Source organism: Streptomyces canus 299MFChir4.1, from assembly GCF_000383615.1.
Classification (GTDB): domain Bacteria; phylum Actinomycetota; class Actinomycetes; order Streptomycetales; family Streptomycetaceae; genus Streptomyces; species Streptomyces canus_C.
This window is the reverse complement of record NZ_KB911589.1, coordinates 38223-59525: the sequence shown is the minus strand read 5'-3', so window position 1 is coordinate 59525 and position 21303 is coordinate 38223. Positions and strand designations below refer to the sequence as shown.

Here is a 21303-nt window from a genome sequence, read left to right as displayed (position 1 = left end):
CGTAGCAGAACCGTGACAATCGGCCCTCACCTGCGGCTGCCCACGCCCTGACCACCCTCTACACACTCCGCGTATACATGCGAGGTATACACCGCATGTACAGTCCTCTTCATGTCCATCGGTCACACCCTCCTAGGGCTCCTGGAGTCCGGGCCCCGCCACGGTTACGACCTCAAGCGGGCCTTCGACGAGAAGTTCGGTCACGACCGGCCGCTGCACTACGGCCAGGTCTACTCGACGATGTCGCGGCTGCTGAAGAACGGGCTCGTCGAAGTCGACGGGATCGAGCCCGGCGGCGGCCCCGAGCGCAAGCGGTACGCCATCACGGACGCCGGGATCACCGACGTACAGCGGTGGCTCGCGACGCCCGAGAAGCCCGAGCCGTATCTCCAGTCCACGCTGTACACCAAGGTCGTCCTCGCGCTGCTCACGCACCGGGACGCCGGCGACATCCTCGACAACCAGCGCGCGGAGCATCTGCGGATGATGCGCATCCTCACGGACCGCAAGCGCAAGGGCGACCTCGCCGACCAGCTGATCTGCGACCACGCCCTGTTCCATCTGGAAGCCGACCTGCGCTGGCTGGAGCTGACCGCCGCGCGTCTCGAAAAGCTCGCGGAGGTGGTGGTCAAGTGACCCCGGCCGGTTCCCTGCTCATCGCCGACGAACTGCGCAAGGCGTACGGTCCGACCGTCGCGCTCGACGGCGCCGACTTCTCCATCCACCCCGGCGAGGTCGTCGCCGTCATGGGCCCCTCCGGCTCCGGCAAGTCGACCCTGCTGCACTGTCTCGCCGGGATCGTCCCGCCCGACTCGGGCTCGATCCTGTACAACGGCCGGGAGATGGCCACGATGAACGACTCCGAGCGCAGCGCTCTGCGGCGCTCCGAGTTCGGCTTCGTCTTCCAGTTCGGTCAGCTCGTCCCCGAGCTGACCTGCGTGGAGAACGTGGCGCTGCCACTGCGACTGAACGGCACCTCCCGCAAGGAGGCCGAGAAGGCCGCGCTGGGCTGGATGGAGCGCCTGGAGGTCGACGACCTGAGGAAGAAGCGGCCCGGCGAGGTCTCCGGCGGTCAGGGGCAGCGGGTGGCCGTGGCCCGGTCCCTGGTGACCAACCCGCGCGTGCTCTTCGCCGACGAGCCGACCGGCGCCCTCGACTCCCTCAACGGCGAGCGGGTCATGGAACTGCTCACCGAGGCCGCCCGGTCCACCAACGCGGCCGTCGTCCTCGTCACGCACGAGGCACGGGTCGCCGCCTACTCCGACCGCGAGATCGTCGTACGGGACGGAAAGTCCAGGGACATGGAGCGGGTCGTATGACGCTCAGGCAGTGGTGGCGAGACCTCGCCATGGGGGTCCGGTTCGCCTTCGCGGGCGGACGTGAGGGGTGGGTCCGGGCGCTGCTGACCGCGGTCGGGGTCGGGCTCGGGGTGGCGCTGCTGCTGCTGACCACCGCCCTGCCGAGCGCGCTCGCGGTGCGGCACGAGCGGGGCGACGCCCGCGCGGACATCACCTACAACGAGCCGACCCTGAAGAAGGCCGACAACACCCTTCTGATCGCGAACGCCTCGACCACCTTCAGGGACACGGACATCCGCGGCCGGGAGGTGCAGCCCGAGGGGGCGCGCGCCCCGCTGCCGCCGGGGGTCGGGAAGTTCCCGGCGGTCGGCGAGATGGTCACCTCCCCCGCGCTGAAGAGCCTGCTGGAGTCGGACGACGGCAAGCTCCTGCGGGAGCGGCTGCCGGACCGGATCGTCGGCACGATCGGCGAGAGCGGACTGATCGGCTCCCACGAACTCGCCTTCTACCGGGGCGCGGACGGACTCGCGGCCCAGGGCGTAGACGGCGCCCGGCTCACCCGGATCGACCGGTTCGGCAACCCGAACCCGACCGAGTCGCAGAGCGACCCGGTGCTGGTGCTGCTGGTCCTCGTCGTCTTCGTGGTGCTGCTGATGCCGGTCGCCGTGTTCATCACCGCGGCCGTCCGCTTCGGCGGCGAGCGGCGCGACCGACGCCTCGCCGCCCTCCGGCTGGTGGGCGCCGACGGCCACTCGACCCGGCGGATCGCCGCCGGTGAGGCGCTGGCGGGCGCGGTGCTCGGACTCGTCCTCGGTACCGTGTTCTTCCTGATCGGCCGCCACATCGCGGGCTCCATCGAGGTGTTCGGGCAGAGCGTGTTCCCGAGCTATCTCAACCCCTCGCCGCTGCTGGCCCTGCTGGTCGCGGTCGCGGTGCCCGCGGCGGCCGTGCTGGTGACGCTGCTCGCGCTGCGGGGCGTGGTGATCGAGCCGCTCGGCGTGGTGCGTACGGCGAGGCCCGCGCGGCGCCGGCTGTGGTGGCGGCTGCTGGTGCCGCTGGCCGGACTCGCGATGCTCTACCCGATGATCGGGCAGGGCCGCGACGGCGGCGACTTCAACCAGTACCTCGTCACCGGCGGCGTCATCCTGCTGCTGGTCGGCGTGACCGCGCTGCTGCCATGGATCGTCGAGGCGGTCGTGGCCCGGCTGGGCGCGGGCGGCCTGTCCTGGCAACTTGCTGTGCGCAGGCTCCAGTTGAGCAGCGGTACGGCGGCCCGGATGGTCAACGGCATCGCGGTCGCGGTGGCCGGGGCGATCGCCCTGCAGATGCTGTTCGCCGGCACGGACAGCGACTACACCAAGAGCACCGGCCACGACGTCTCGCGGGCGCAGATGCAGGTGAGCGTCCCGGAGGGGAAGACGCTCGCGGCGGCCGCGAAGGAACTGGCCGAGACCAAGGGCGTCCGGCGGGCGTACGCCTTCAACGAGGGCTTCGTCAACGACGGACCGGGCGACAACGCGGGCTGGGCCCGGGTGACCGTCGCCGACTGCGCGTCCCTGCGCGAGGTGGCCAAGCTGCCCTCCTGCCGCGACGGCGATGTCTTCACCTCCCATGTCGCGCCGGGGACGGACGAGGACTCCGCCTCCAGGCAGAACGCCGACGACGAGTCGACCGTGGCGGCCCGGCCCGGCAAGAAGCTCTGGTTCGAAACCTCCGAGGACACGGAGAAGCAGAGCCCCGTCGTCTGGACGGTCCCGAAGACCGTCAAGCAGGCGCAGTCCATCGCCGACCCGACGGGCTATCGGCGCGTCGGAATCCTGATCACCCCGGGTGCCTTCCCCGCGAAGGCCGCGGCGGGCGTGCGCGGAGAGATCTATCTGCGGCTGGACGACTCGCTGCCGGACGCGCGCGAGTACGTCCGCAACACGGCCGCCCGGATCAACCCGCTCGAGGAGCCGATGACCTGGGTGTCCGTCAAGCGCAACAACGAATACTCCACCATCCGCACCGGCCTGTTCGTGGGCGCCGCCTGTGTGCTGGCGCTGATCGGGGCGAGCCTGCTGGTCTCCCAGCTGGAGCAGTTGCGTGAGCGCAAGAAGCTGCTGTCGGCGCTGGTCGCCTTCGGCACCCGGCGGCGCACCCTGAGCCTGTCGGTGCTGTGGCAGACGGCGATCCCGATCACGCTCGGGCTGCTGCTGGCCTCGGTGGTGGGGCTGACACTGGGCGCGGTGCTGATGAGGATGACGGACACCACGGTCCGGGTGGACTGGCCGAGTGTGCTGTCGATGACCGGCGTAGCGGCCGGGGTCGTCCTCGTGGTGACCCTGCTGAGCCTGCCGCCGCTGCTGCGTCTGATGCGGCCGGACGGGCTGCGGACGGAGTAGCCGCCCGCAGCCGGAGGTCCGCTCAGAGGCTGTACTCCTTCACCACCCGCCGGACCTGGGCGAACAGCATGCCGACGTTGACCGACTTGCGGCACACCACCACGGCCACGACGTCCTGCTGTTCGTTCATCCGCACGAACAGGTGCGTGAGGTTCTCGCTGTTGACCAGGATCTCCTGGAAGAAGTGGTTGTCACTGGCCATCCCGCGACGCTCCTTGAAGACGTCCTCGATCATCACGACCGTACGTCCCTGGAAGAGGTCGAGCGTCGCACCCGCCAGGAGGTCCAGGACCTCCGGCGGGTGGTTCTCGACCGTCTCGTACGACAGCAGCATGCCGGTGGACATGTCGACCACACCGGACGCGACGCAGTCGGGGGCATCGGTGCGCAGGGACTTGACCAGGCCCATCACCTGGTCGGAGAAACTGGGGTCATACGCTTCGTCGCCATCCCTTCAGACTCCTTCTGGTGCTTTCTCGGTCGCCTTGTCCGTGAGGATCGAGCCGATCCGGTTCAGGGTCGGCTGGGTCGCCCGGTGCAGGTGGTCCACGTCCATGCCCTCGTCGCCGAGCACGACCATCAGGGCGGTGTCGCCGACGGCGTAGAAGGCGGCGCAGCCGTGGCTGCCGTACGTCACGGTCCGGCGCAGCGTGCCGCGGGCGGACGCCTGCGCGGTGCGCCGGGCGAGGCCGAGGCCGGCCGCGGCGAGCGCGGCGAGCCCCTCCGGGTCTATCGAGTCGGCGGTGTCCGCGGCGATGAGCAGCCCGTCCGCGGCGGCCAAGGCGGTGTCCGTGATTCCGGTGACCTGTTCCCGCAGACCGCGCATTTCGAGCGCCAGAGCTTGGTGATCCATAGAGTCAACTCCCCTGATTCTGATCGCGTCTGATCGGCTTTTTCATGTGGGTGTTCCGTTTCGGAGTCGGAAGAAATTGCCGGGTTTCCGGCGGGGCAGATCGGTTCGCGCCGGGGGCGGGGACGGCTCCACGGGCGGGGGCCTGCGGGGCCGCAGTTCGTCGTCCTCGGGGAGGGAGCGGACCGCGACGGGCGGCGGCGGTCCCGCACACACCAGGAGCCCTTCGTCGAGCATGCGGGCCACCTCGACCGACACGGTGTAGACGCCGCGTCCGACCCGGAAGGCGAGGTCGCGGGCGGTGCTGCGGCCGTCGGCGTGCGTGAGCAACTCGCGCCGCAGGGACCCGGATCCGCTGTCCGTGCCGGAGCGCACGGGACGTTCCCGGTCGGGGTGCACGGGGTGCGGCAGGGCGGCGAGGGCGGTGAGTCTGCGGAGCGCGTCGTGGAGCAGCCGCAGGGGCGGCTCACCCACCGGGACCTGCGCGAACGGCTCGGCGGTGGCGTGGCGTTCGCACTCCTCGACCCGGCCCGCGGCCATCGCGAAGGCGGCGTCGTGGAGGGCCAGCGCGCACACCACCCTCAGCTGCGCGGCCCCCGCGTAACCGTGCGCGATGAGCGCGGTGGCCGGCCAGCGCGAGCCGCCCGACTCCCGCACCAGCTCGGCCCACTGCTCGCCGCTGACCCGCCCCGAGCGCAGCAGCAGCGCCTCGGGCCCCGGAGCGCCGGGCGACTCCACGGCGACCACCCGGCCGTCCCCGAAGTGGAAGGTGCCGCCCGGTGTCCCGGTGATCCGCAGCTCTCCGGTGAAGCCGTCACGCCCGCACGCGGCCAGGGCCTGAGCCAGGTGTTCGTGGCCCGACATCGCACCCCCCGCCGTCTCGCACACACGCCTGACGCGTAGCACTGAGGAGGGAAGGTGTATCAGTCCGGGCGCATATTCCGAGGGCGGGTTCGCTACCTGCCGCTAGTTGACGGAAGTTGAGTTCGCGGGCTGCTCAAAACATTGTGTTCGGCGCTCAATTGACCGAATCCGAGGCAGGTTTTTCAGGGTCCTGAGGCGGTTCCGCCACACTCTCCTCGCCGGTGACGACCTCGTCCTCGGGCTCGGGCGGCGCCGCCTGTTCCTCGGCGTACCCCTTGAGGTAACTCACCACCGTGTTCGTCACCGCCACCAGCGGTACGGCCACCACCGCGCCGCCGATGCCGGCCACCATGCCGCCCGTCGCGACCGTGAGGACGACCGCGAGCGGGTGGACGCGCACGGCGCGGCCGAGGATGAACGGCTGGAGGATGTGGCCCTCGATCTGCTGGACGGCCAGGACCACCGCGAGGGTCATCACCGCCGTGAACACGCCCTGGGTCACCAGCGCGACGAGCACCGCCAGCGCGCCGGACGCGACCGCGCCCACCAGCGGGATGAACGAGAACAGGAAGATGAAGACGGCCAGCGGGACGGCCATGGGCACGTCGAGGAAGTAGATGCCGATGCCGATGAAGACGGCGTCGATGAGGGCCACCAGGACCGTGCCGCGGACGTAGGCGGTCAGGGTGCGCCAGGCGCGCGGGCCCGCGCCGGCCACGGCGGGACGGGCGGCCGCGGGGACCAGCTTCAGCGTCCAGTTCCAGATGCGCCGGCCGTCGTAGAGCAGGAAGAGAGTGGAGAAGAACGTCAGCAGGATGCCCGTGAGGGCCTCCACGACGACCTGGACGCCCTCCAGGCCCGCCGAGGTGATCTGGTCGGTGTTGGCGCCGACCGCCTCGCGCAGGTTCTTGGCTATCTGGTTGATCTGCTTGTCGGTGACGTGGAAGGGGCTCTTCAGCAGCCAGTTGCGCAGGTCGTCGATGCCGCTCTGGATCTGGTTGGAGAGGTCGTCGATGTTCTCCACGACCTGCCAGGTCACGAACCAGCCCATCAGCCCGATGATGACGAAGCCGAGGATCGCGGTGAGAGCCGTGGCGGGGCCGCGCGGGACGCCGTACCGCATCAGACGGGCCACCGTCGGCTGGAGCAGGGCGGTGATGAGCAGGGCGACGACGAAGGCGAAGACGACGAGCTGTACGGAGCTGATGACCCGCATCAGCACCCAGACGGTGCCCGCGAGGACCAGGAGCCGCCAGCCGGCCTCGGCGGCGACCCGTACGCCCCACGGCACGGCCTGCGCCGGGTCGGGGCGGGGCACCAGCACGACGGGCGGGCGGGAGGCGGCGGTCGCCGGCTTCCGCTGCTTGCGCTCAGACGGCTCGGCGGAGTCGGCCTCGGCCTCCTCGCGGGCCACCTCGGCGCGGCGCTCGTCCAACCGCTCTCCCACATCGGTCAGCCGGGCACCGAGCCGGCCGATCCACCCTGGCACTCGCGACATGATCCGTCCTCTTCCCCCGTCTCTCCTCACCACTCCCCCCTGGAGTCGTCCGGTCCGACCGTACATGGCGAAAGCTCCTCCCCCTAGGACGGGGAGGAGCTGCGGGGGGTTGAGCGGCCGGGGCGATCCGTGATCAGTAGTTGCCGTGGGCCTGCCAGTAGGCCCAGGCGTCGCAGGGGCTGCCGTACCGGACGTTCATGTAGTTCAGGCCCCATTTGATCTGGGTCGCCGGATTGGTCCGCCAGTCGGCGCCGGCCGAAGCCATCTTGGAGCCCGGCAGGGCCTGGACGAGGCCGTAGGCGCCGGACCCGGGGTTGACGGCCAGGTAGTTCCAGGTGGACTCGTGGTCCACGATGTTGCTGAAGCACTGGAACTGCCCGCCGGGCACGATCTGGCGCGCGATCGCCTGGACCTGCGCGGCCGTGTACGAACTCTGCACCGGGAAGACGCCGGAGCCGGCCTTGGCCTCGCGCTCCTTCTTCGCCTTCTCCTCGGCGGCCTTCCGCTTGGCCACCGCGGCCTCGGCGGCCTGCTTGCGGGCCGCTTCCTCCGCCGATGTCCTGGCGACGGCGTCCGCGGCGACGGCCTGCGTGTCGGCCTGCCGTGTCAGCGCGACCGTCTGTACCTGGGCCTGCCGGCCCTCGGGTAGGTCCGCGAGGAGCGTCGCGTCGCCGACCGGTGCCTGGGCGTCGCCGGCGGACTGCGCGGTGCCCGCCTGGGCGACTCCCATGACGGCGCCGACCGTGGTGACCGCCGTGGCCGAGACCACGGCGAGTCCACGTGCGGAGGACCGGCTCATGTCCGGCTCAGTACCAGTGGTTGGCCTGCCAGAACGACCAGGCCTCGCAGGGGCTGCCGTACCGGCTGTCCATGTAGTTGAGGCCCCACTTGATCTGGGTGGCCGGGTTGGTCTGCCAGTCGGCGCCTACCGACGACATCTTGGAGCCCGGCAGGGCCTGGAAGAGACCGTAGGCGCCCGAGGAGGCGTTGACGGCCCGGTAGTTCCAACTGGACTCGTGGTCCACGATGTTGCTGAAGCACTGGAACTGCCCGCTCGGCACCATCGAGGAAGCCATCGCCTGGATCTGCGCGACGGTGTACGAGCTCTGCACCGGGAAGCTGGAGGAGCTCCTGCTGGCCTTCTCCTTGGCCTCGGCGCGCTCCTTGGCCTCCTTGGCCGCCTGCTCGGCGGCCTCCTTCTTCTCGATCGCGGACTTGGCGGCGGCCTTGCGGGCCGACTCCTCCGCGATCTTCTTGGCGCTCGCGTCCGCGGCGATGGCCTGGTAATCGGCCTGCTGCGTAAGGGACGCGGTCTGCACCTGAGCCTGCTCACCCGCGGGGATGTCCGCCAGGAGCGTCGTCGTGTCGGCTGCCGTCGCCTCGGCGTCGTTCGGCTGCGCGACACTGCCGGAGGCGACTCCGACAACGCTACCTACAGCGGTGACCGCGGTGGCGGAGGCCACTGCGAATCCCCGGACCGAAATCGGGCTCACACGGTTTCCTTCCAGCATCGCCCGCTTCGGTGACCCTGGCGGACGCAATCGTGCCCCTGGACACTGGCCTCCCAACTAACGGGGTCACGGGAGGCGCGGGCCCGGTGGGCAACTCCCTTGCGAGGAGCGCCGCGTGGTGCGCGGGCGGCATACGACGGACGGTATGGAGTTGGTCGTGGTGTTGCTGTGGTGCCGTACCGCTGGGGGTACAGGTGTGCCGTATGCGGGGCCTGACAGAACCGAGACTCTGCCGTAACCGGACGCCGGGTGGCAATTCTGAGTTGCGTGTGAAAGCTCACATCCCGTTTGACCCATGGGATTTCGAGAAACCTCGACACGCGAAGGCGCCGCCCGGCTAGGCTCTTGGCCTTTCCGGACGGCGCCAACTTGCTCCGGGTTTCCCCGGATTGCCTTAGATCTGACCGTCTTCGAGCATTTCGGTCACAAGGGCCGCGATCTGGGACCTCTCGGACCTCGTCAGCGTGACGTGGGCGAAGAGGGGGTGTCCCTTCAGCTTCTCCACCACGGCGACCACACCGTCGTAGCGACCGACCCGCAGATTGTCCCGCTGGGCCACGTCATGGGTCAGAACGACCCGTGAATTCGCGCCGATTCGGGACAGAACGGTGAGAAGCACATTCCGTTCCAGGGACTGCGCCTCGTCCACGATCACGAACGCGTCGTGGAGCGAGCGGCCGCGGATGTGGGTGAGCGGCAGGACCTCCAGCATCCCGCGCGCGGTGACCTCCTCGATGACCTCGCGGCTGGTGACCGCGGAGAGCGTGTCGAAGACCGCCTGTGCCCAGGGACCCATCTTCTCGGACTCGGAGCCCGGCAGATAGCCGAGTTCCTGCCCGCCCACCGCGTACAGCGGCCGGAAGACCATCACCTTCTTGTGCTGGCGGCGCTCCAGGACCGCCTCAAGCCCCGCGCACAGCGCGAGCGCCGACTTGCCGGTGCCGGCCCGGCCGCCCATGGACACGATCCCGATGTCCGGGTCGAGCAGGATGTCCAGCGCGATGCGCTGCTCCGCGCTGCGGCCCTTGATGCCGAACGCCTCCCGGTCGCCGCGCACCAGCCGGACATTGCCCTCGGGCGAGACCCGGCCGAGCGCCTTGCCACGCTCGGAGTGGATGGTCAGCCCCGTGTGCACGGGCAGGTCGGACACCTCGGGGACGTAGACATGGCCTTCGTCGAAGAGGATGTCCACCTGCTCGCCAGGCAGGGTCAGTTCGGACATTCCGGTCCAGCCGGAGGAGCCCGTGATGGCGAGTTCGGCGCGGTACTCCTCGGCGAGGAGACCGACCGAGGACGCCTTGATCCTGAGCGGGAGGTCCTTCGAGACGACGGTGACGTCGTACCCCTCGGCCTGCAGGTTGCGGGCGACCGCGAGGATGCGGGAGTCGTTGTCCCCCAGGCGGTAGCCGCTGGGCAGCACGCTGGGGTCCGAGTGGTTGAGCTCGACACGAACGGTTCCGCCCAGGTCCCCGATCGGGATGGGAGCGTCGAGACGGCCGTGCCGGACCCGGAAGTCGTCGAGCAGGCGCAGTGCCTGCCGGGCGAAGTAGCCGAGTTCGGGATGGTGCCGCTTGGCCTCCAGTTCCGTCACCACGACGATGGGAAGCACGACCTCGTGCTCGTCGAAGCGGCTCAGGGCGTTGGGGTCCGACAGCAGAACACTGGTGTCGAGGACATAAGTGCGCCGGTCTGGCTTGTGGCGCTTTGTGCTGGTCACCACGGAAGGACGTACCCCCTCGGAAGAGGTCGGGGAGCGACGGAGTGGAGCTGGACCGGTCGACGGCCCGTTTGCACGGGCCGGGAACCGGCCCTCCACTGCTTCTTCCGTGCTGTGACCGCACGGCAAGGCTGGTGCAAAGGGCCTCCCGGGCGGACGGCCCCGTGCCGCCCGCTGAGATCCGACACCCGTGGTTCGGGCATCGACCTGACTGGCTTATGCCCTCGAACATGCGGTGCCATGCCAGCGCATACGACGGCGCGCTGGTGAACTCCTAGTTACTTCTGTCGCGAACGGGGTAGTCGGGCACTCTCCGTGAAGCGCCGGTCAGCCGCCGTAGCGGCGGTGACGGGCCGCGTAGTCGCGCAGCGCGCGCAGGAAGTCGACCTTGCGGAAGGCCGGCCAGAAGACCTCACAGAAGTAGTACTCCGAGTGGGCGGTCTGCCACAGCATGAATCCGGACAGCCGCTGCTCGCCGCTGGTACGGATCACGAGGTCGGGGTCGGGCTGGTCGCCGGTGTAGAGGTGGCGGCCGATCATGTCGATGTCGACGGCCTCGGCGAGCTCCTCCATCGGGGTGCCCTTGTCGTGCGCGTCCAGCAGCATCGACCGTACGGCGTCGGCGATCTCCTGGCGGCCGCCATAGCCGATGGCGACGTTGACGAGTATGCCGTCGACGTGGGCGGTGGACTCCTCCGCCTCCTTCAGCGCCGTCTGCATCGGGGCGGGCAGCAGGTCCGGGGTGCCGACGTGGTGGACCCGCCAGCGGCCGTCGGCCGCGAGGGTGCGCACGACGTCCTCGATGATGCCGAGGAGGGGGCCGAGCTCCTCCGGCGGGCGGTTGAAGTTGTCCGTCGACAGCAGCCAGAGGGTGACGACCTCGACGTCCGTCTCGCTGCACCAGCCGAGGAACTCCTCGATCTTCTCCGCGCCGGCGCGGTGGCCGTCCACAGGGGTGGAACCGGCGGCCTTCGCCCAGCGCCGACTGCCGTCCACGATGACACCGATGTGCTTGGGCACCTGGGCGTGGTCCAGGTGGCCTTCCACCCGGCGTGCGTAGAGCCTGACCAGCAGGCCGCGCAGCTTGTCGCGCAGGTTCACGTGAAAGTCAGCCCCTCTGAGATGGCGGTCCCCGCGGCTAGAGCCTACCGGGGCTTCCGGGTGCCAACTGCGCGGGCCCTTCTGGCGCCTGGGCGACCGCGGGCCGTCGGGGACCGGTCGCGCCCCTGCGGCGGAGCGTCCGTCGGCCGGTGCCCCGCGCCCTGCTGGGTACCCCGGCCACCCATGTCATGCGCGTCTCGGCGCACAAAAAAACGGGCCGGTCCGTGGGGGGGAGACGGACCGGCCCGAGGGGGGGGTTCCACCATAACCCTTCGTGAGGGACGACGGGTGCATCGGCGTGCCGCAACTACTCTCCGGAGTCGAGTGGCGACGGCGTGATGGCCGGTCGAAGCCCTGGTTATGGGGGTTTCGTGGTCGAATCACGGCGGAATCATGGGGGCGTGAGGCATCGCCCGCGTGGGTGACTCCGGGTCGGAACGTTTCTTTGACGCCGGGAAGTGGGCGCGGCACCGCGCAGCCCCCTCCTCTGCGCGGTGCCACCGCGCAGCTTTGCTGACGCGAATTGCCTCTCCTTGAATTTACGTCAGTCGGGGTCCCGATGCGAGTCACCTGGGATAACGATGTGGAAACCCCGTGAAGACCATGGATATACGGGGCGGATCGGCCGTCGATGAGTCCATTGTCCGCTTTGCAGGCATCTGGGGGCCGTCCAAAGGGGTGAACGTCCGGCGAGTGCGCGTCAGGCGAGCGACCGTCAGGCCGACGGCTTGCGGGCCGACGGCTTGCGGGCCGACGGCTTGCGGGCTTCGAAGAGATGGCGGCTGCTGTGGGCGACGAAGCGCCCCTCGGCCTCGATTCGCTCGTGCAGGGACCGCAGTCCGGGCTCGTACTCCGCCACGGTGAAACCGGGCACCATCCACACCACCTTGCGCAGGAAGTGGACGACGGCGGCGATGTCGTGGAACTCGATCCGCAGCCGCTCGGCGCGCACGTCGACGATCTCCAGTCCGGCGGCCTCGGCGGCGGCGCGTTCGCGGTCGTGGTGCCGGTCGGAGCTCTGTGCCGCGGGCTGCGGGCCGAGGAAGTGCTCGACGAGCTCGAAGACGCTGCGCGGGCCGACGTGCTGGGCGAAGTAGGTGCCGCCGGGCTGGAGCACGCGGGCGATCTCCGCCCACTGGGGGTTGACCGGGTGCCGGCTGCTCACCAGGTCGAAGGTGTCGTCGGCGAAGGGCAGCGGCGCGTCCTCCGGTGCGGCGACGACCACGACGCCGCGCGGCCGCAGCAGGGCGGTGGCCTTGGCGATGTTCGGCGGCCAGCCCTCGGTGGCCGCGGCGAGCACGGGCGTCTTGACCCCCTGCCCGAGGGCGAAGTCCATGACCTCGCCGCCGCCGGTCTGGATGTCGAGCGAGGCGGCGGCCGCGGCCAGCCGTCCGGCCAGGGCGCGCGCGTACCCCCATGAGGGCCGCGCCTCGGTGGCCCGCCCCTCGAACCACGAGAAGTCCCACCCCTCGGTGGGCACGGCGTCGCCCTCGGCGACAAGGTCCTCGAAGGTGCGGGTGTGTCGGGGGTTCATGGGGTGATCGTGGCAGGGGGGAGGAGGTGAGCGCCCCTCAATTTCGCCGCCGCTCGCTTTCAGCGCTGCTCGCTCTCGGCACCGCTCGTCCGGAGCAGGCGGGCGGGTCTGCCTGACCGGCCGCGGGTGTGCTCCTCCTCCCCGCTCCGGTCGTCCCTCATGGCACCAGCGGCCGGACGTCCCGCGCGACGAACCGTACGAAGCCCTCCGGGTCGGGCTCGTCGGCCGTCGGCTGGAGGACGACCGTGTCGGCGCCGGCGTCGACGAGCCGCTGGACGGCCTTGGCGACGGCCTCCGCGTCCCCGGCGACCCCGAGGTCGGGAACATCGGCGAGGCCCTCGTCGGTGAGTTCGGCGCGCAGCCGGGCGGTCGCGTCGGATCCGGTGGCGGTGAGGAGGTAGACGACGACCCGGTGCGGATCCGTACGGCCCGCTTTCCGCCGTCCCTCGTCGATGAGCCCGCGGGCCCGGCGGACCCCCTCGGGCAGGGTGCCGGCGGTGAGCACGGTGCCGTCGGCGGCCTCGCCGGTCAGGCGGAGGGTGCGCGGGCCGGTGGCCCCGGTGAGCACCTCGACGGGGCCGTCGGGCGGCCAGTCGAGGGCGACGTCGTCCAGCGAGACGTACCGCCCCCGCGTGGTGACCGCCTCTCCTGCCAACAGGGCCCGCAGCGCGAGGAGATGCTCACGCAGCAGGGTGAGCGGCGACTCCGCGCGCGCTCCCACCTGCCCCATCCAGTCCTGCACACCGTGGCCGATGGCGAGGACGGCCCGTCCCGGGAACATCCGGTGCAGGGTGGCCGCCTCCATCGCGGTGATGGCGACGTTCCGCAGGGGGACGGGGAGCAGGCCGACGCCGATCTGCACCCGCTCGGTCCACGCGAGGGCGGCAGCGGCGGTGGAGATCCCGCCCTCCCGGAAGCAGTCCTCCCACAGCCAGAGCTCTTCGAGCCCCGTCTCGTCGGCGAGCCGGGCGAGGGCCCGCAGCCGCTCGGGAGGGAGTTGGGGACGGAACACGGCGCCGAGTGCGGTCATGCCGCCTTCGTACCCACGACGGAGGGCCCGGCACAACTCCTTTGCGGCTTTACAGCTCTACGGCTCTACGGCGTCGGCTCGTACCGCAGCAGTACGACGCCGTTGCCGAAGGTGTGCGACTCGACGAGCCGGAGGGAGGTCAGCGTGTCGGTGTGCGGGAAGAGGGGCTTGCCCCGGCCGACGAGGACGGGGTGGACGTAGATCCGCAGCTCGTCGACGAGGCCGTACCGCAGAAAGGTCTCCCCCAACTCGGCCCCGCCCAGCGCGAGATCACCACCCGGCTGCTTCTTCATCGCACGGACCTCCTCCGGTACGACCTCACGGACCAGGGTGGAGTTCCAGTCGACGTGTGCGAGGGTCCGGGAGTAGACGACCTTGGGGAGGTCCCGCCAGATCGGGGCGAACTCCCTGACGGACGCGGGGGCTTCGGGGTCGGCGTCGGCGGTGGGCCAGTAGTCGGCCATGAGCTCGTAGACGACCCGGCCGTGGAGCAGTCCGCCCATGCTCCCGACCGTGGCGTTCATGTGCCTGTGGAGCTCGTCGTCGACCCGGTGCCAGCTGATGTCGCGGTCGGGGCCCTCGATGTAGCCGTCGAGGGACATGGACATCATCAGGACGATTTTCCGCATCGGACACCTGACCTGGGCAGTGGAGAGAGGATCGACTCCCAAGGTATCGGTAGCGACAGGGGCGGCGTGGGAACGCCATGGCGGGAGAGGTGGCTCCGGGATGGGGCGCTGGCTGGACGGGCGGGGCGAGCTGGTCGTGCACGGGGAGAAGGAGGGGGAGCGGGACGGGGAGCGGGACGGGTTCGCCGTACCGCTGGAGATGGCGACCTCCTACCGGGCCAGGACGAAGGGACTGCTGGGCCGGGACTCCGTCGACGGGGCCCTGCTCCTGTCCCCCGCGGGCAGCGTGCACACCTTCCGCATGCGCTTCCCCATCGACGTCGCCTACCTCGACCGCCGACTCCGCGTCATCGCCGTACGCACGATGAAGCCGGGGCGGCTGGGACTGCCGCGGCTGCGGTCCCGGCATGTGCTGGAGGCGGAGGCGGGGGTGATGGAGGGGTGGGGGGTGCGGGTGGGGGTGCGGGTGGAGATCGTGGTGGAGTGACGGGGCGTGGAGTGAGGGGGCGTGGAGTGAGGGGGCGTGGAGTGAGGGGGCGTGGAGTGAGGGGGCGTGGAGGCGCGCCGCCTCGGGCGACTCAGCCGACTTATCCGAACGCGCTGACGGCGAGATCGGCCGACGGGAACCGCAAGTTGAGAGTGCTGCCGGTGTTGACCGCCACGTAGCAGCCGTACAGGACCTTGGCGAGCTCCCCGCCGTTCATCGCGCGTACCTGCCGCCCGTCGTCCGGGACATAGGAGGCGCTGGTGTACACGTCCAGGTGGCGCTCGCCGTCCTCGCCGTCGCGGAAGCGGAGCTTGCCGTCCGTCTCGACGGAAACCAGCACGGTGCCCGCACGAAGGGCGTCCAGGAATGCCTCGGCCGTGCCTCGGCGAGCCCGGAATGCCTGCAACGCACGTTCCACGTCAGTCTCCGGAGCACGCCAACGCAGCGCGGTGAGGGTGGGCTCGTAGTCGGGGTTGAAGTGGAACTCGCCGATCTCGCCGCTCTCGTCGATGGGCCAGCCGCCCAGCTTCCCGTGGTCCGGTACCTCGCCGTGCGGGTTGGTGTAGGCCGGGTCGATGGCGAAGATCACCCTGCCGGGCTGACGCCGGGCGGAACGCCGCATCTCCTCGGTCACCTGGGGTGCGAGCATCTTCGGGCCGCGGAAGGGGATGACGGGGTACGCATGGATCTTCAGATCGCGGGGTTCGCGGTGCCACTTGCCGTCGCCGACGATCTCTTCCTTCAGGGCCGCCAGGCTGGGAGCCTCCTGCCACGGACCGGGCAGCGCCCGCCCCGGGAACGGGTAACCGCCTTGCTGCACCATCTCGGCCAATGCCTCGGTCGGGGCGAGGCCCCGTTGTTTCGCGGATCGCCGCAGGTCTCTCCACAGGCCGGTGCAATTACTGGCTTCCGGGCCCTGCTCCTCGCGCACGAGGTAGCAGACGGCCCCCTCCGCATCCGACGCGAACAGCGCCCCCAGAATCCCCTCCATATTGGCCACGACCACGTACTGCACAGGACCGTCCGCAGACAACTCGTAGTCGTCCGGGCCGCCGGTCAGCCGTGGTTGCAGGTCGCCCGCCAGCCGAGAGAAGGGCCGCTCCTCGGAGTGCTCGTCCGGCCCGCGCTGTTCACTCATCGATGGATCTTTCCGTAGATCTGCCACTGCCCGTTCGCGTCCTTGAACGCTTCGGTGACCGTGTACTCGTTGCCGCGGCCGAGCAGTAGTTCACGCTCGTCGGCACCGTAGCGGCCCACCTTGTCCACATACAGGCCCGGGGTCCCCTCGGCCACGCGCAGGTGCAGGACAGCGTCCTTGTTCGCGAACACGGCGTCTCCCAATGAGGTGGACATGTAGGCGTCATCCGTGAACTTCTTGCCGATCATGTCTGCCGGGTGCGCGGAACACATCTTCTCCAGATAGTGCTCCAGGCCGGTGCCGCGGCGGACCACGACGTCCTCAGGGAGAGCGTTCCCGGCAAGCGCCTTGTCGAGCTGCTCGACGTGCCGGCGTACCTGCGGGCTGTCGTAGTAGCCGCCCTCCCCCTCCCGCAGGAACCCGTTGATCCGGTGGTGTTCGGGTCCCGTGTAGTCGTGTACCGCTGCCTTCTGCTCGTCGGGCAGACTCTCCGCGTAGTCGTTCCAGTGCTTGGCGCCGTACTGTGCGGCGTCCGCGTTGCTGTCGAAGGTGACGGCTCCGTCGGAGATGTCAGCCATCGCCGCCCGGTGCTGGGCGATGTCCTCGGGCGCCCCCGGTGAGGGGTCGGCGCTCTTCGTCCCCGCTTCCGGGGCCGGTGGGCCCTCCCCGGAGGAGGAGTCGGAGGCGTCCCATTTGCCGCGCGAGGCGTCCTTGGTGGCGTCGGCCGCGGCATCCGCGGCCCCCTCACCGTGCTGGACGGTCCAGCCGTCCGGCAGCCCGCCGTCCTTGGCCGCCGCTTTGCCGACCGACTCGCCTGTGCCCTCGGCTGCCGTCCCGACCGCCCCACGGGCGCCACGCTCCGCCGCGGTCTCCAGGGCGTCCTCCGCGACCGCGGTCATGGTGCGGCGGGCCGCGCCCACCCCGGCCGCCGCGCCGCCGGTGACCGCATCGCTCGCGAGGTCGAAGACGAGGGTGCCGAGCGCCTCGGCCGGGTCGCTGGACCAGCCCGAGCCGACGAGTGACTTGGCGGTGCGCACCGGATGGTTGACGGCGGTGAGCAGCCCCATGCCGGTGACGGAGACGTTCTGGAGGTACTGCGCGGGGTGGGTCAGGTTGTAGGGATCCATCGGGTTGACCGTCCGCACCATGCGGATCAGCCCGGTGCCGCCTTGGACGAAGCCGCCGGCGAAGTGTTCGAGCTCCAGGTTGACGGCCCTCGTGCCGTCCATGAGGCCGGCCTTGAGCTTGGCCAGGGTGCCGGGCTCGGCCGGGGCTGACGCGAAGGCGTCGGTCACCTTGGCCACGGCGTTCTCGGCGGCGGAGTCCCGTGTGCGGCGGGCACGCCTGAGGTCCTCCCGGGCCGCGTCGCGGCCTGCTTCACCGGGGTCCACGAACTCCCCCGGGTCGGTGGGTACTTGGGTACCTGAGCGCGATGCCTCACCGAGCGACAGAACGCCTTGGTACTGCTGGTACTCCCATGCCTGCCGGTCGTACGTCTGTCGGGCTGCGGAGCTCTTCGCCTCGGCGGTACGCCACTTGTCGATCGCCTCGGCCGCCTGTCCGCGCGCCCAGGAGACGGTGTGCGCGTACTCCGCCAGGGCGGCCGCAGCGGCCGTACAGGCGTCGGCCGCGGTCAGCCACCGCTTGGGGTGAGTGGTGAAGGACTCCCGGAACGAGTCGGCCGCCGTGCCCGTCCAGCGGTCCGGGTCGAGCTTCTTCAGCGCCTGCCCGGTGCTTTCGAAGGCGGAGGCGAAGGCCTTCAGATGCCGGACCGTGTCCTCCAGGTCCCCGGTCGATCCGTGGATCAGTTCACCCGGCTGGTCCGTCTCCCCAAGCTCCCGTTCGGGCACCACGGCGCCGACCGCCCCGGTGACGTACTCGGCGCCGTCACGGACCTTTTCCCCGACGGACTTCAGCCCGACTCCGTCCAGGCTGTCGCCCACCACGTCCGCGGTCGCGTTGACACCGTCGGAGACGCCCTGCTTGACGCCGTCGGCCAGGTCCCCCAGTTCTCCCAGGACGCCCATCAGGCACCGTCCTCGGGCGTGACGGACTCCACCGACTCCCGCACGAACTCCGCGCCGGCCCGCAGCTGCGTGCCGTACTGGCCACTGGTGGTCAGGTCCTCCTCGGTCTCCTGCCAGCTCTGGCCCATCTGCTGCACGGCACGGGACGCCGACTCCTGCGAAAGATCCGGCGTCCAGGCATCCTCGGCCCCGGACTCGACCTGGCTCCACGACATCCGGGCGGCGTCCTGGCCGGAGACGGTCGGGGCACCGTAGTTGGCCACGACGACGTCCTTGAGCACCCCGACCCCGTACTCCTCCGCCTCGTGGTAGTAACCGGCCGACAGGTCGAGCTTCTCGGCGATCTCGTTGCCCTCGTCGACCAGGGCCTTCACACCCCATTCCCAGCGTTCCGCGAAGGTGCCGAATGCCTTGGCGAGCCCGGCGTGGCCCATCTGCAGCGGGCTCAGCGCCAGGCTGTCGAACCCGAACCCGACGGCGCCGCCGCCCACTTGCCCGACAGCCTGCAGCTCCTCGATCGTCTGGTTGATGCCGTTGGCGGCTTGCTTGAGGACCTCGGGATCCGCTTCGTAGCCCTCACTCATGTGCGGTCCAGGTCAAGAAGATCGACCGCCACCCGGTCCGGCACGACCCCGGACACCGGAGGCATGAGGAGCTGCCTGATGCCGCCCGCGTCGACCGCGACCCCAGTGGGGGTCCGGGTCTCCGTGACGGCGGCGGGTACGGCGACGTCGAGCAGCCGCGAGCCGAGCACCGTCCAGTAGCGGATACGGCCGCTCTCCCACCCGGGGTCGGTGCCCGCCTCGGCACGGGCGCGTGCGAAACGCTCCAACTCGGCGGTGGAAGTGAAGGCGTAGAGCCAGCGGACGCCGTCGGCTTCGCCGGAGCACATCGCTTCACCTTCGGCTTCCTCGGCGAGCGGCACGTACAGCGCCGCCGCCCGGAAGGCCGCCAACAACCGCTGGCTGTCGCCCTGACCGTCGTACAGGTCGTGGATCTCGGCGGTCAGCGCTGCCCGCTCGAGGGCGCCCACGCCAACTGTCGTACTGCTGACCGCATCCGCCTTCATGCGTGGTCACCTCGTGACTGTTCTTCTGGTTCGCGAAGCACATCACGGTGATCGTGTACCGGTCCAGCCGGGCATGGCGTGCGTTGCCGGAGTCACACGGCAAACCTCGCGCACGCACCCTCACCAACCGGTACGGGCGTGCGCGAGCCGCCTTGAATCTTGCTTGTGAACAAGGTGAGTTGAGTTCATCGTGGTCTCGTGACAGAACGTTGGGGCGTTCGTTCTGTCTGTGGTCGCCACTAGAATCGGAGCAGGTCAGACCTGGTGCGCCTGTCACCGGTCGTGACGCGTGCACGACACGACCGACCGCGAGTGACACCACTGAGCAAACGGGGAGCTGGGCATGGCTGAAGAAGTAAGCGTCGATCTCGACGAACTCGAGAAGACCGTCGCCGCGTTGAACCAATTACTGAGCGATCTCGGCAAGGCGAACACGGATACGGCGACCAACACGTATCTCCCCGAAGGTGCCCTCGGGACCGGATTCGACGAGGCACACAAACTCGCCAACGCCCACAACGAGATGAAGACGTACATCGAGGACGTCGTGAAATACCTGAACACGGTCATGGACGAGTTCGGCAGGAAGACGAAGTACACGCACGGGGCGTACCAGGACTCGGACTACGCGGCGCAGGCAAGCTTCCCGAACGCGGGGCAGTAGAGGCCGTGAACACGGCGGCGGCTGAGGCGAGCAGGGACCAGGGGGCACAGGGGCATGGCTGAGAACGACAAGTACATCGACTACGACTACGTCGAGATGAACATGTGCTTCAACGAGAAGCACACGACACCCTTCTCCGGCGGCAAGAACATGGACGAGATGCAGGCCATGGTCCGCCATGCCAGACCTGACCTCGTGGAAGACGTCGTCACGGGCTGGAAGGGCGTGCAGGCCCAGCTGACCACGATCCAGCGCGACTTCGAGAAGGAGGTCGCCCGCATCCAGGCACACTGGAAGGGCGCCGCCGCCGACGGATTCGCCGAGAAGTCCAAGCAGGTCAGCAAGAGCATCGGCGACACGGCCAAGTACGCCGGGCACACATCGCTCGCCATGGCGAACGCCGCTTACACGCTGGGCAAGGTCAAGGACGATGTCCTGGCGATGGAGAAGCCGGGGAGGGTCTCCAGCTTTCTCAATTCCGCGGGCGACGGATTCACCGGCGACGACAGCGGCATGAAGAAGGACATCGCTGCCGGGAAGGGCGCCCAGGAAGTCCTCGACCGCAACCATGACGATCTGTCGGCGGGGCGGGAGGCGCAACTTGCCATGGCTGCGAAGATGGAGACGTTGGGGGCTTCTTATAATTCGCAGGCGAAAGCTATGGGGTCATGGAACAGGAAGCCACCGATCGAGAGCGAGAAGGACTACCCCGGTGACCCCGGCGGCATTACGCCCACGCCGGTAGCCACCCCGTCGACCACTTCGCCTCGAAGCCCCCAGAAAGCGACAGCAGACACCGCCGGGCACGCCCGGACTGGCGCCGTCAGCCAGTCGAAGTCGGAGACTCCGCCCTTGGACACCACCGGTGGAGCGCATCAATCGACGGCGTCGGTACGGAATGTCGGCACGGCGATTGACGGCATCTCCGGTGGCAACACCGGTACGCCGACGCTCAGTGGCGGGGGCGGTCTCGGTAGTGGATCCGCCGGCGGCGGCATCGGTGGTGGCGCTGGCTTCGCCGGTGGTGGCGCTGGCGTCGTCGGCGGCGTAGCTGGGGTGCGCGGAGCGATGGTCGGCCGACCCGGCGTGGGCGGCATGGCCGGCCGCGCTGGAGCAGGTGCGGGTTCGGGTGCGGCCGGGAACGCCCGTCCAGGAGGCTCAGCTCGCCACTCGGGCGGCATCAATGGTGGGACGCCCAAAGCGGGTGCGGGTGCGGGGACAGGCAGAGGGACCGCTGGCGGCTCGGGCCTCCACAACAGCCGCGGTGCCGCGGGTCGAGGAGTCGGCGCTGTCCGCAAGGGCGGAGTCGCGGGTGCACCGAACGGCCGCAACGGTCGCCTCAAGGACGAAGAGCAGCGCGAGCGGGAGCGTCCCGACTATTTGGTCGAGGATGAGGAGACCTGGACCCCGCAGCGTAACGTGGCACCTCGGGTCATCGAGGAGTAAGCGCGACGTGCCTGGTAGACCGGAAGGTGCGGGATGCATTCCTCACTGCCATTCCC

The 21303-nt window shown here is 69.8% G+C and carries 21 protein-coding genes; 6 read left to right on the top strand and 15 right to left on the bottom strand.

What is annotated here, in order from left to right; genetic code table 11:
- Nucleotides 1-111 precede the first annotated feature (111 nt).
- Genes H293_RS0120155 through H293_RS0120145 form a run of 3 tightly spaced genes read left to right on the top strand, consistent with a single transcriptional unit; the run spans nt 112 to nt 3682 of the window.
- Nucleotides 112-636: a PadR family transcriptional regulator gene (locus tag H293_RS0120155; RefSeq protein ID WP_020119660.1), complete on the top strand. Its 525-nt coding sequence runs from the start codon at nt 112-114 to the stop codon at nt 634-636.
- Nucleotides 633-1319, top strand: a complete 687-nt coding sequence (locus tag H293_RS0120150) for an ABC transporter ATP-binding protein (RefSeq protein ID WP_020119659.1) — start codon at nt 633-635, stop codon at nt 1317-1319. Before H293_RS0120155 ends, H293_RS0120150 begins: the two co-directional genes overlap by 4 nt.
- Complete coding sequence (locus tag H293_RS0120145; protein ID WP_020119658.1) at nt 1316-3682, top strand: ABC transporter permease; 2367 nt, start codon at nt 1316-1318, stop codon at nt 3680-3682. The genes H293_RS0120150 and H293_RS0120145 overlap by 4 nt, the downstream gene beginning before the upstream one ends.
- A gap of 22 nt (nt 3683-3704) precedes the next feature.
- On the opposite strand, the gene H293_RS0120140 is transcribed toward H293_RS0120145, so the two are convergent.
- The 11 genes from H293_RS0120140 to H293_RS0120090 form a co-directional block, all read right to left on the bottom strand.
- Nucleotides 3705-4091: a hypothetical protein gene (locus H293_RS0120140; RefSeq protein WP_020119657.1), complete on the bottom strand. Its 387-nt coding sequence runs from the start codon at nt 4089-4091 to the stop codon at nt 3705-3707.
- A gap of 45 nt (nt 4092-4136) precedes the next feature.
- Nucleotides 4137-4535: a roadblock/LC7 domain-containing protein gene (locus tag H293_RS0120135; RefSeq protein WP_028808025.1), complete on the bottom strand. Its 399-nt coding sequence runs from the start codon at nt 4533-4535 to the stop codon at nt 4137-4139.
- A 42-nt stretch (nt 4536-4577) separates the two neighbouring features.
- Nucleotides 4578-5396: a hypothetical protein gene (locus H293_RS0120130; RefSeq protein ID WP_020119655.1), complete on the bottom strand. Its 819-nt coding sequence runs from the start codon at nt 5394-5396 to the stop codon at nt 4578-4580.
- Between the two features lie 154 nt (nt 5397-5550).
- The gene (locus tag H293_RS0120125) at nt 5551-6894 is read right to left on the bottom strand and encodes an AI-2E family transporter (protein WP_033415518.1); all 1344 of its coding nucleotides are present in this window, start codon (nt 6892-6894) and stop codon (nt 5551-5553) included.
- Nucleotides 6895-7027: 133 nt separating this feature from the next.
- The gene (locus H293_RS0120120) at nt 7028-7693 is read right to left on the bottom strand and encodes an aggregation-promoting factor C-terminal-like domain-containing protein (RefSeq protein WP_020119653.1); all 666 of its coding nucleotides are present in this window, start codon (nt 7691-7693) and stop codon (nt 7028-7030) included.
- A 7-nt stretch (nt 7694-7700) separates the two neighbouring features.
- Nucleotides 7701-8387, bottom strand: a complete 687-nt coding sequence (locus tag H293_RS0120115; RefSeq protein ID WP_020119652.1) for an aggregation-promoting factor C-terminal-like domain-containing protein — start codon at nt 8385-8387, stop codon at nt 7701-7703.
- A gap of 412 nt (nt 8388-8799) precedes the next feature.
- Nucleotides 8800-10125, bottom strand: coding sequence for a PhoH family protein (locus H293_RS0120110; RefSeq protein WP_020119651.1), 1326 nt, complete (start codon nt 10123-10125; stop codon nt 8800-8802).
- 324 nt (nt 10126-10449) lie between these two features.
- A complete protein-coding gene (locus H293_RS0120105; protein WP_020119650.1) occupies nt 10450-11223 on the bottom strand; it encodes an isoprenyl transferase in 774 nt (257 codons plus the stop codon).
- A 715-nt stretch (nt 11224-11938) separates the two neighbouring features.
- Entirely contained in the window at nt 11939-12757 is an 819-nt protein-coding gene (locus H293_RS0120100; RefSeq protein ID WP_020119649.1) for a methyltransferase domain-containing protein, read from the bottom strand.
- Nucleotides 12758-12914: 157 nt separating this feature from the next.
- The gene (locus H293_RS0120095) at nt 12915-13787 is read right to left on the bottom strand and encodes an LLM class flavin-dependent oxidoreductase (protein WP_020119648.1); all 873 of its coding nucleotides are present in this window, start codon (nt 13785-13787) and stop codon (nt 12915-12917) included.
- 65 nt (nt 13788-13852) lie between these two features.
- Nucleotides 13853-14416, bottom strand: a complete 564-nt coding sequence (locus H293_RS0120090) for a dihydrofolate reductase family protein (RefSeq protein WP_020119647.1) — start codon at nt 14414-14416, stop codon at nt 13853-13855.
- 100 nt (nt 14417-14516) lie between these two features.
- On the opposite strand from H293_RS0120090, the gene H293_RS0120085 reads away from it, so the two are divergent.
- Nucleotides 14517-14903: a DUF192 domain-containing protein gene (locus H293_RS0120085; RefSeq protein WP_020119646.1), complete on the top strand. Its 387-nt coding sequence runs from the start codon at nt 14517-14519 to the stop codon at nt 14901-14903.
- A gap of 100 nt (nt 14904-15003) precedes the next feature.
- On the opposite strand, the gene H293_RS0120080 is transcribed toward H293_RS0120085, so the two are convergent.
- The 4 genes from H293_RS0120080 to H293_RS49775 are packed head-to-tail and all read right to left on the bottom strand — an operon-like array spanning nt 15004 to nt 19137.
- Nucleotides 15004-16041 carry a type VII secretion system-associated protein gene (locus H293_RS0120080; RefSeq protein ID WP_020119645.1) on the bottom strand — a complete coding sequence of 346 codons (1038 nt, stop codon included), beginning with the start codon at nt 16039-16041 and terminating at the stop codon, nt 15004-15006.
- Nucleotides 16038-18068 carry a putative T7SS-secreted protein gene (locus H293_RS0120075; protein WP_020119644.1) on the bottom strand — a complete coding sequence of 677 codons (2031 nt, stop codon included), beginning with the start codon at nt 18066-18068 and terminating at the stop codon, nt 16038-16040. Before H293_RS0120075 ends, H293_RS0120080 begins: the two co-directional genes overlap by 4 nt.
- Nucleotides 18068-18652 carry a hypothetical protein gene (locus H293_RS49780; RefSeq protein ID WP_020119643.1) on the bottom strand — a complete coding sequence of 195 codons (585 nt, stop codon included), beginning with the start codon at nt 18650-18652 and terminating at the stop codon, nt 18068-18070. Before H293_RS49780 ends, H293_RS0120075 begins: the two co-directional genes overlap by 1 nt.
- On the bottom strand, nt 18649-19137 hold the full coding sequence (locus H293_RS49775) for an SseB family protein (protein WP_078612625.1): 489 nt from the start codon (nt 19135-19137) through the stop codon (nt 18649-18651). Before H293_RS49775 ends, H293_RS49780 begins: the two co-directional genes overlap by 4 nt.
- Before the next feature lie 343 nt (nt 19138-19480).
- Here H293_RS49775 and H293_RS0120060 point away from each other — a divergent pair, with 343 nt between their 5' ends.
- Together H293_RS0120060 and H293_RS0120055 are read left to right on the top strand one after the other, a co-directional pair.
- Nucleotides 19481-19801 (top strand): hypothetical protein, encoded by a 321-nt coding sequence (locus H293_RS0120060; protein WP_020119641.1) that lies wholly within the window; start codon nt 19481-19483, stop codon nt 19799-19801.
- 54 nt (nt 19802-19855) lie between these two features.
- Nucleotides 19856-21247, top strand: coding sequence for a ubiquitin family protein (locus tag H293_RS0120055; RefSeq protein ID WP_020119640.1), 1392 nt, complete (start codon nt 19856-19858; stop codon nt 21245-21247).
- Nucleotides 21248-21303 lie beyond the last annotated feature (56 nt).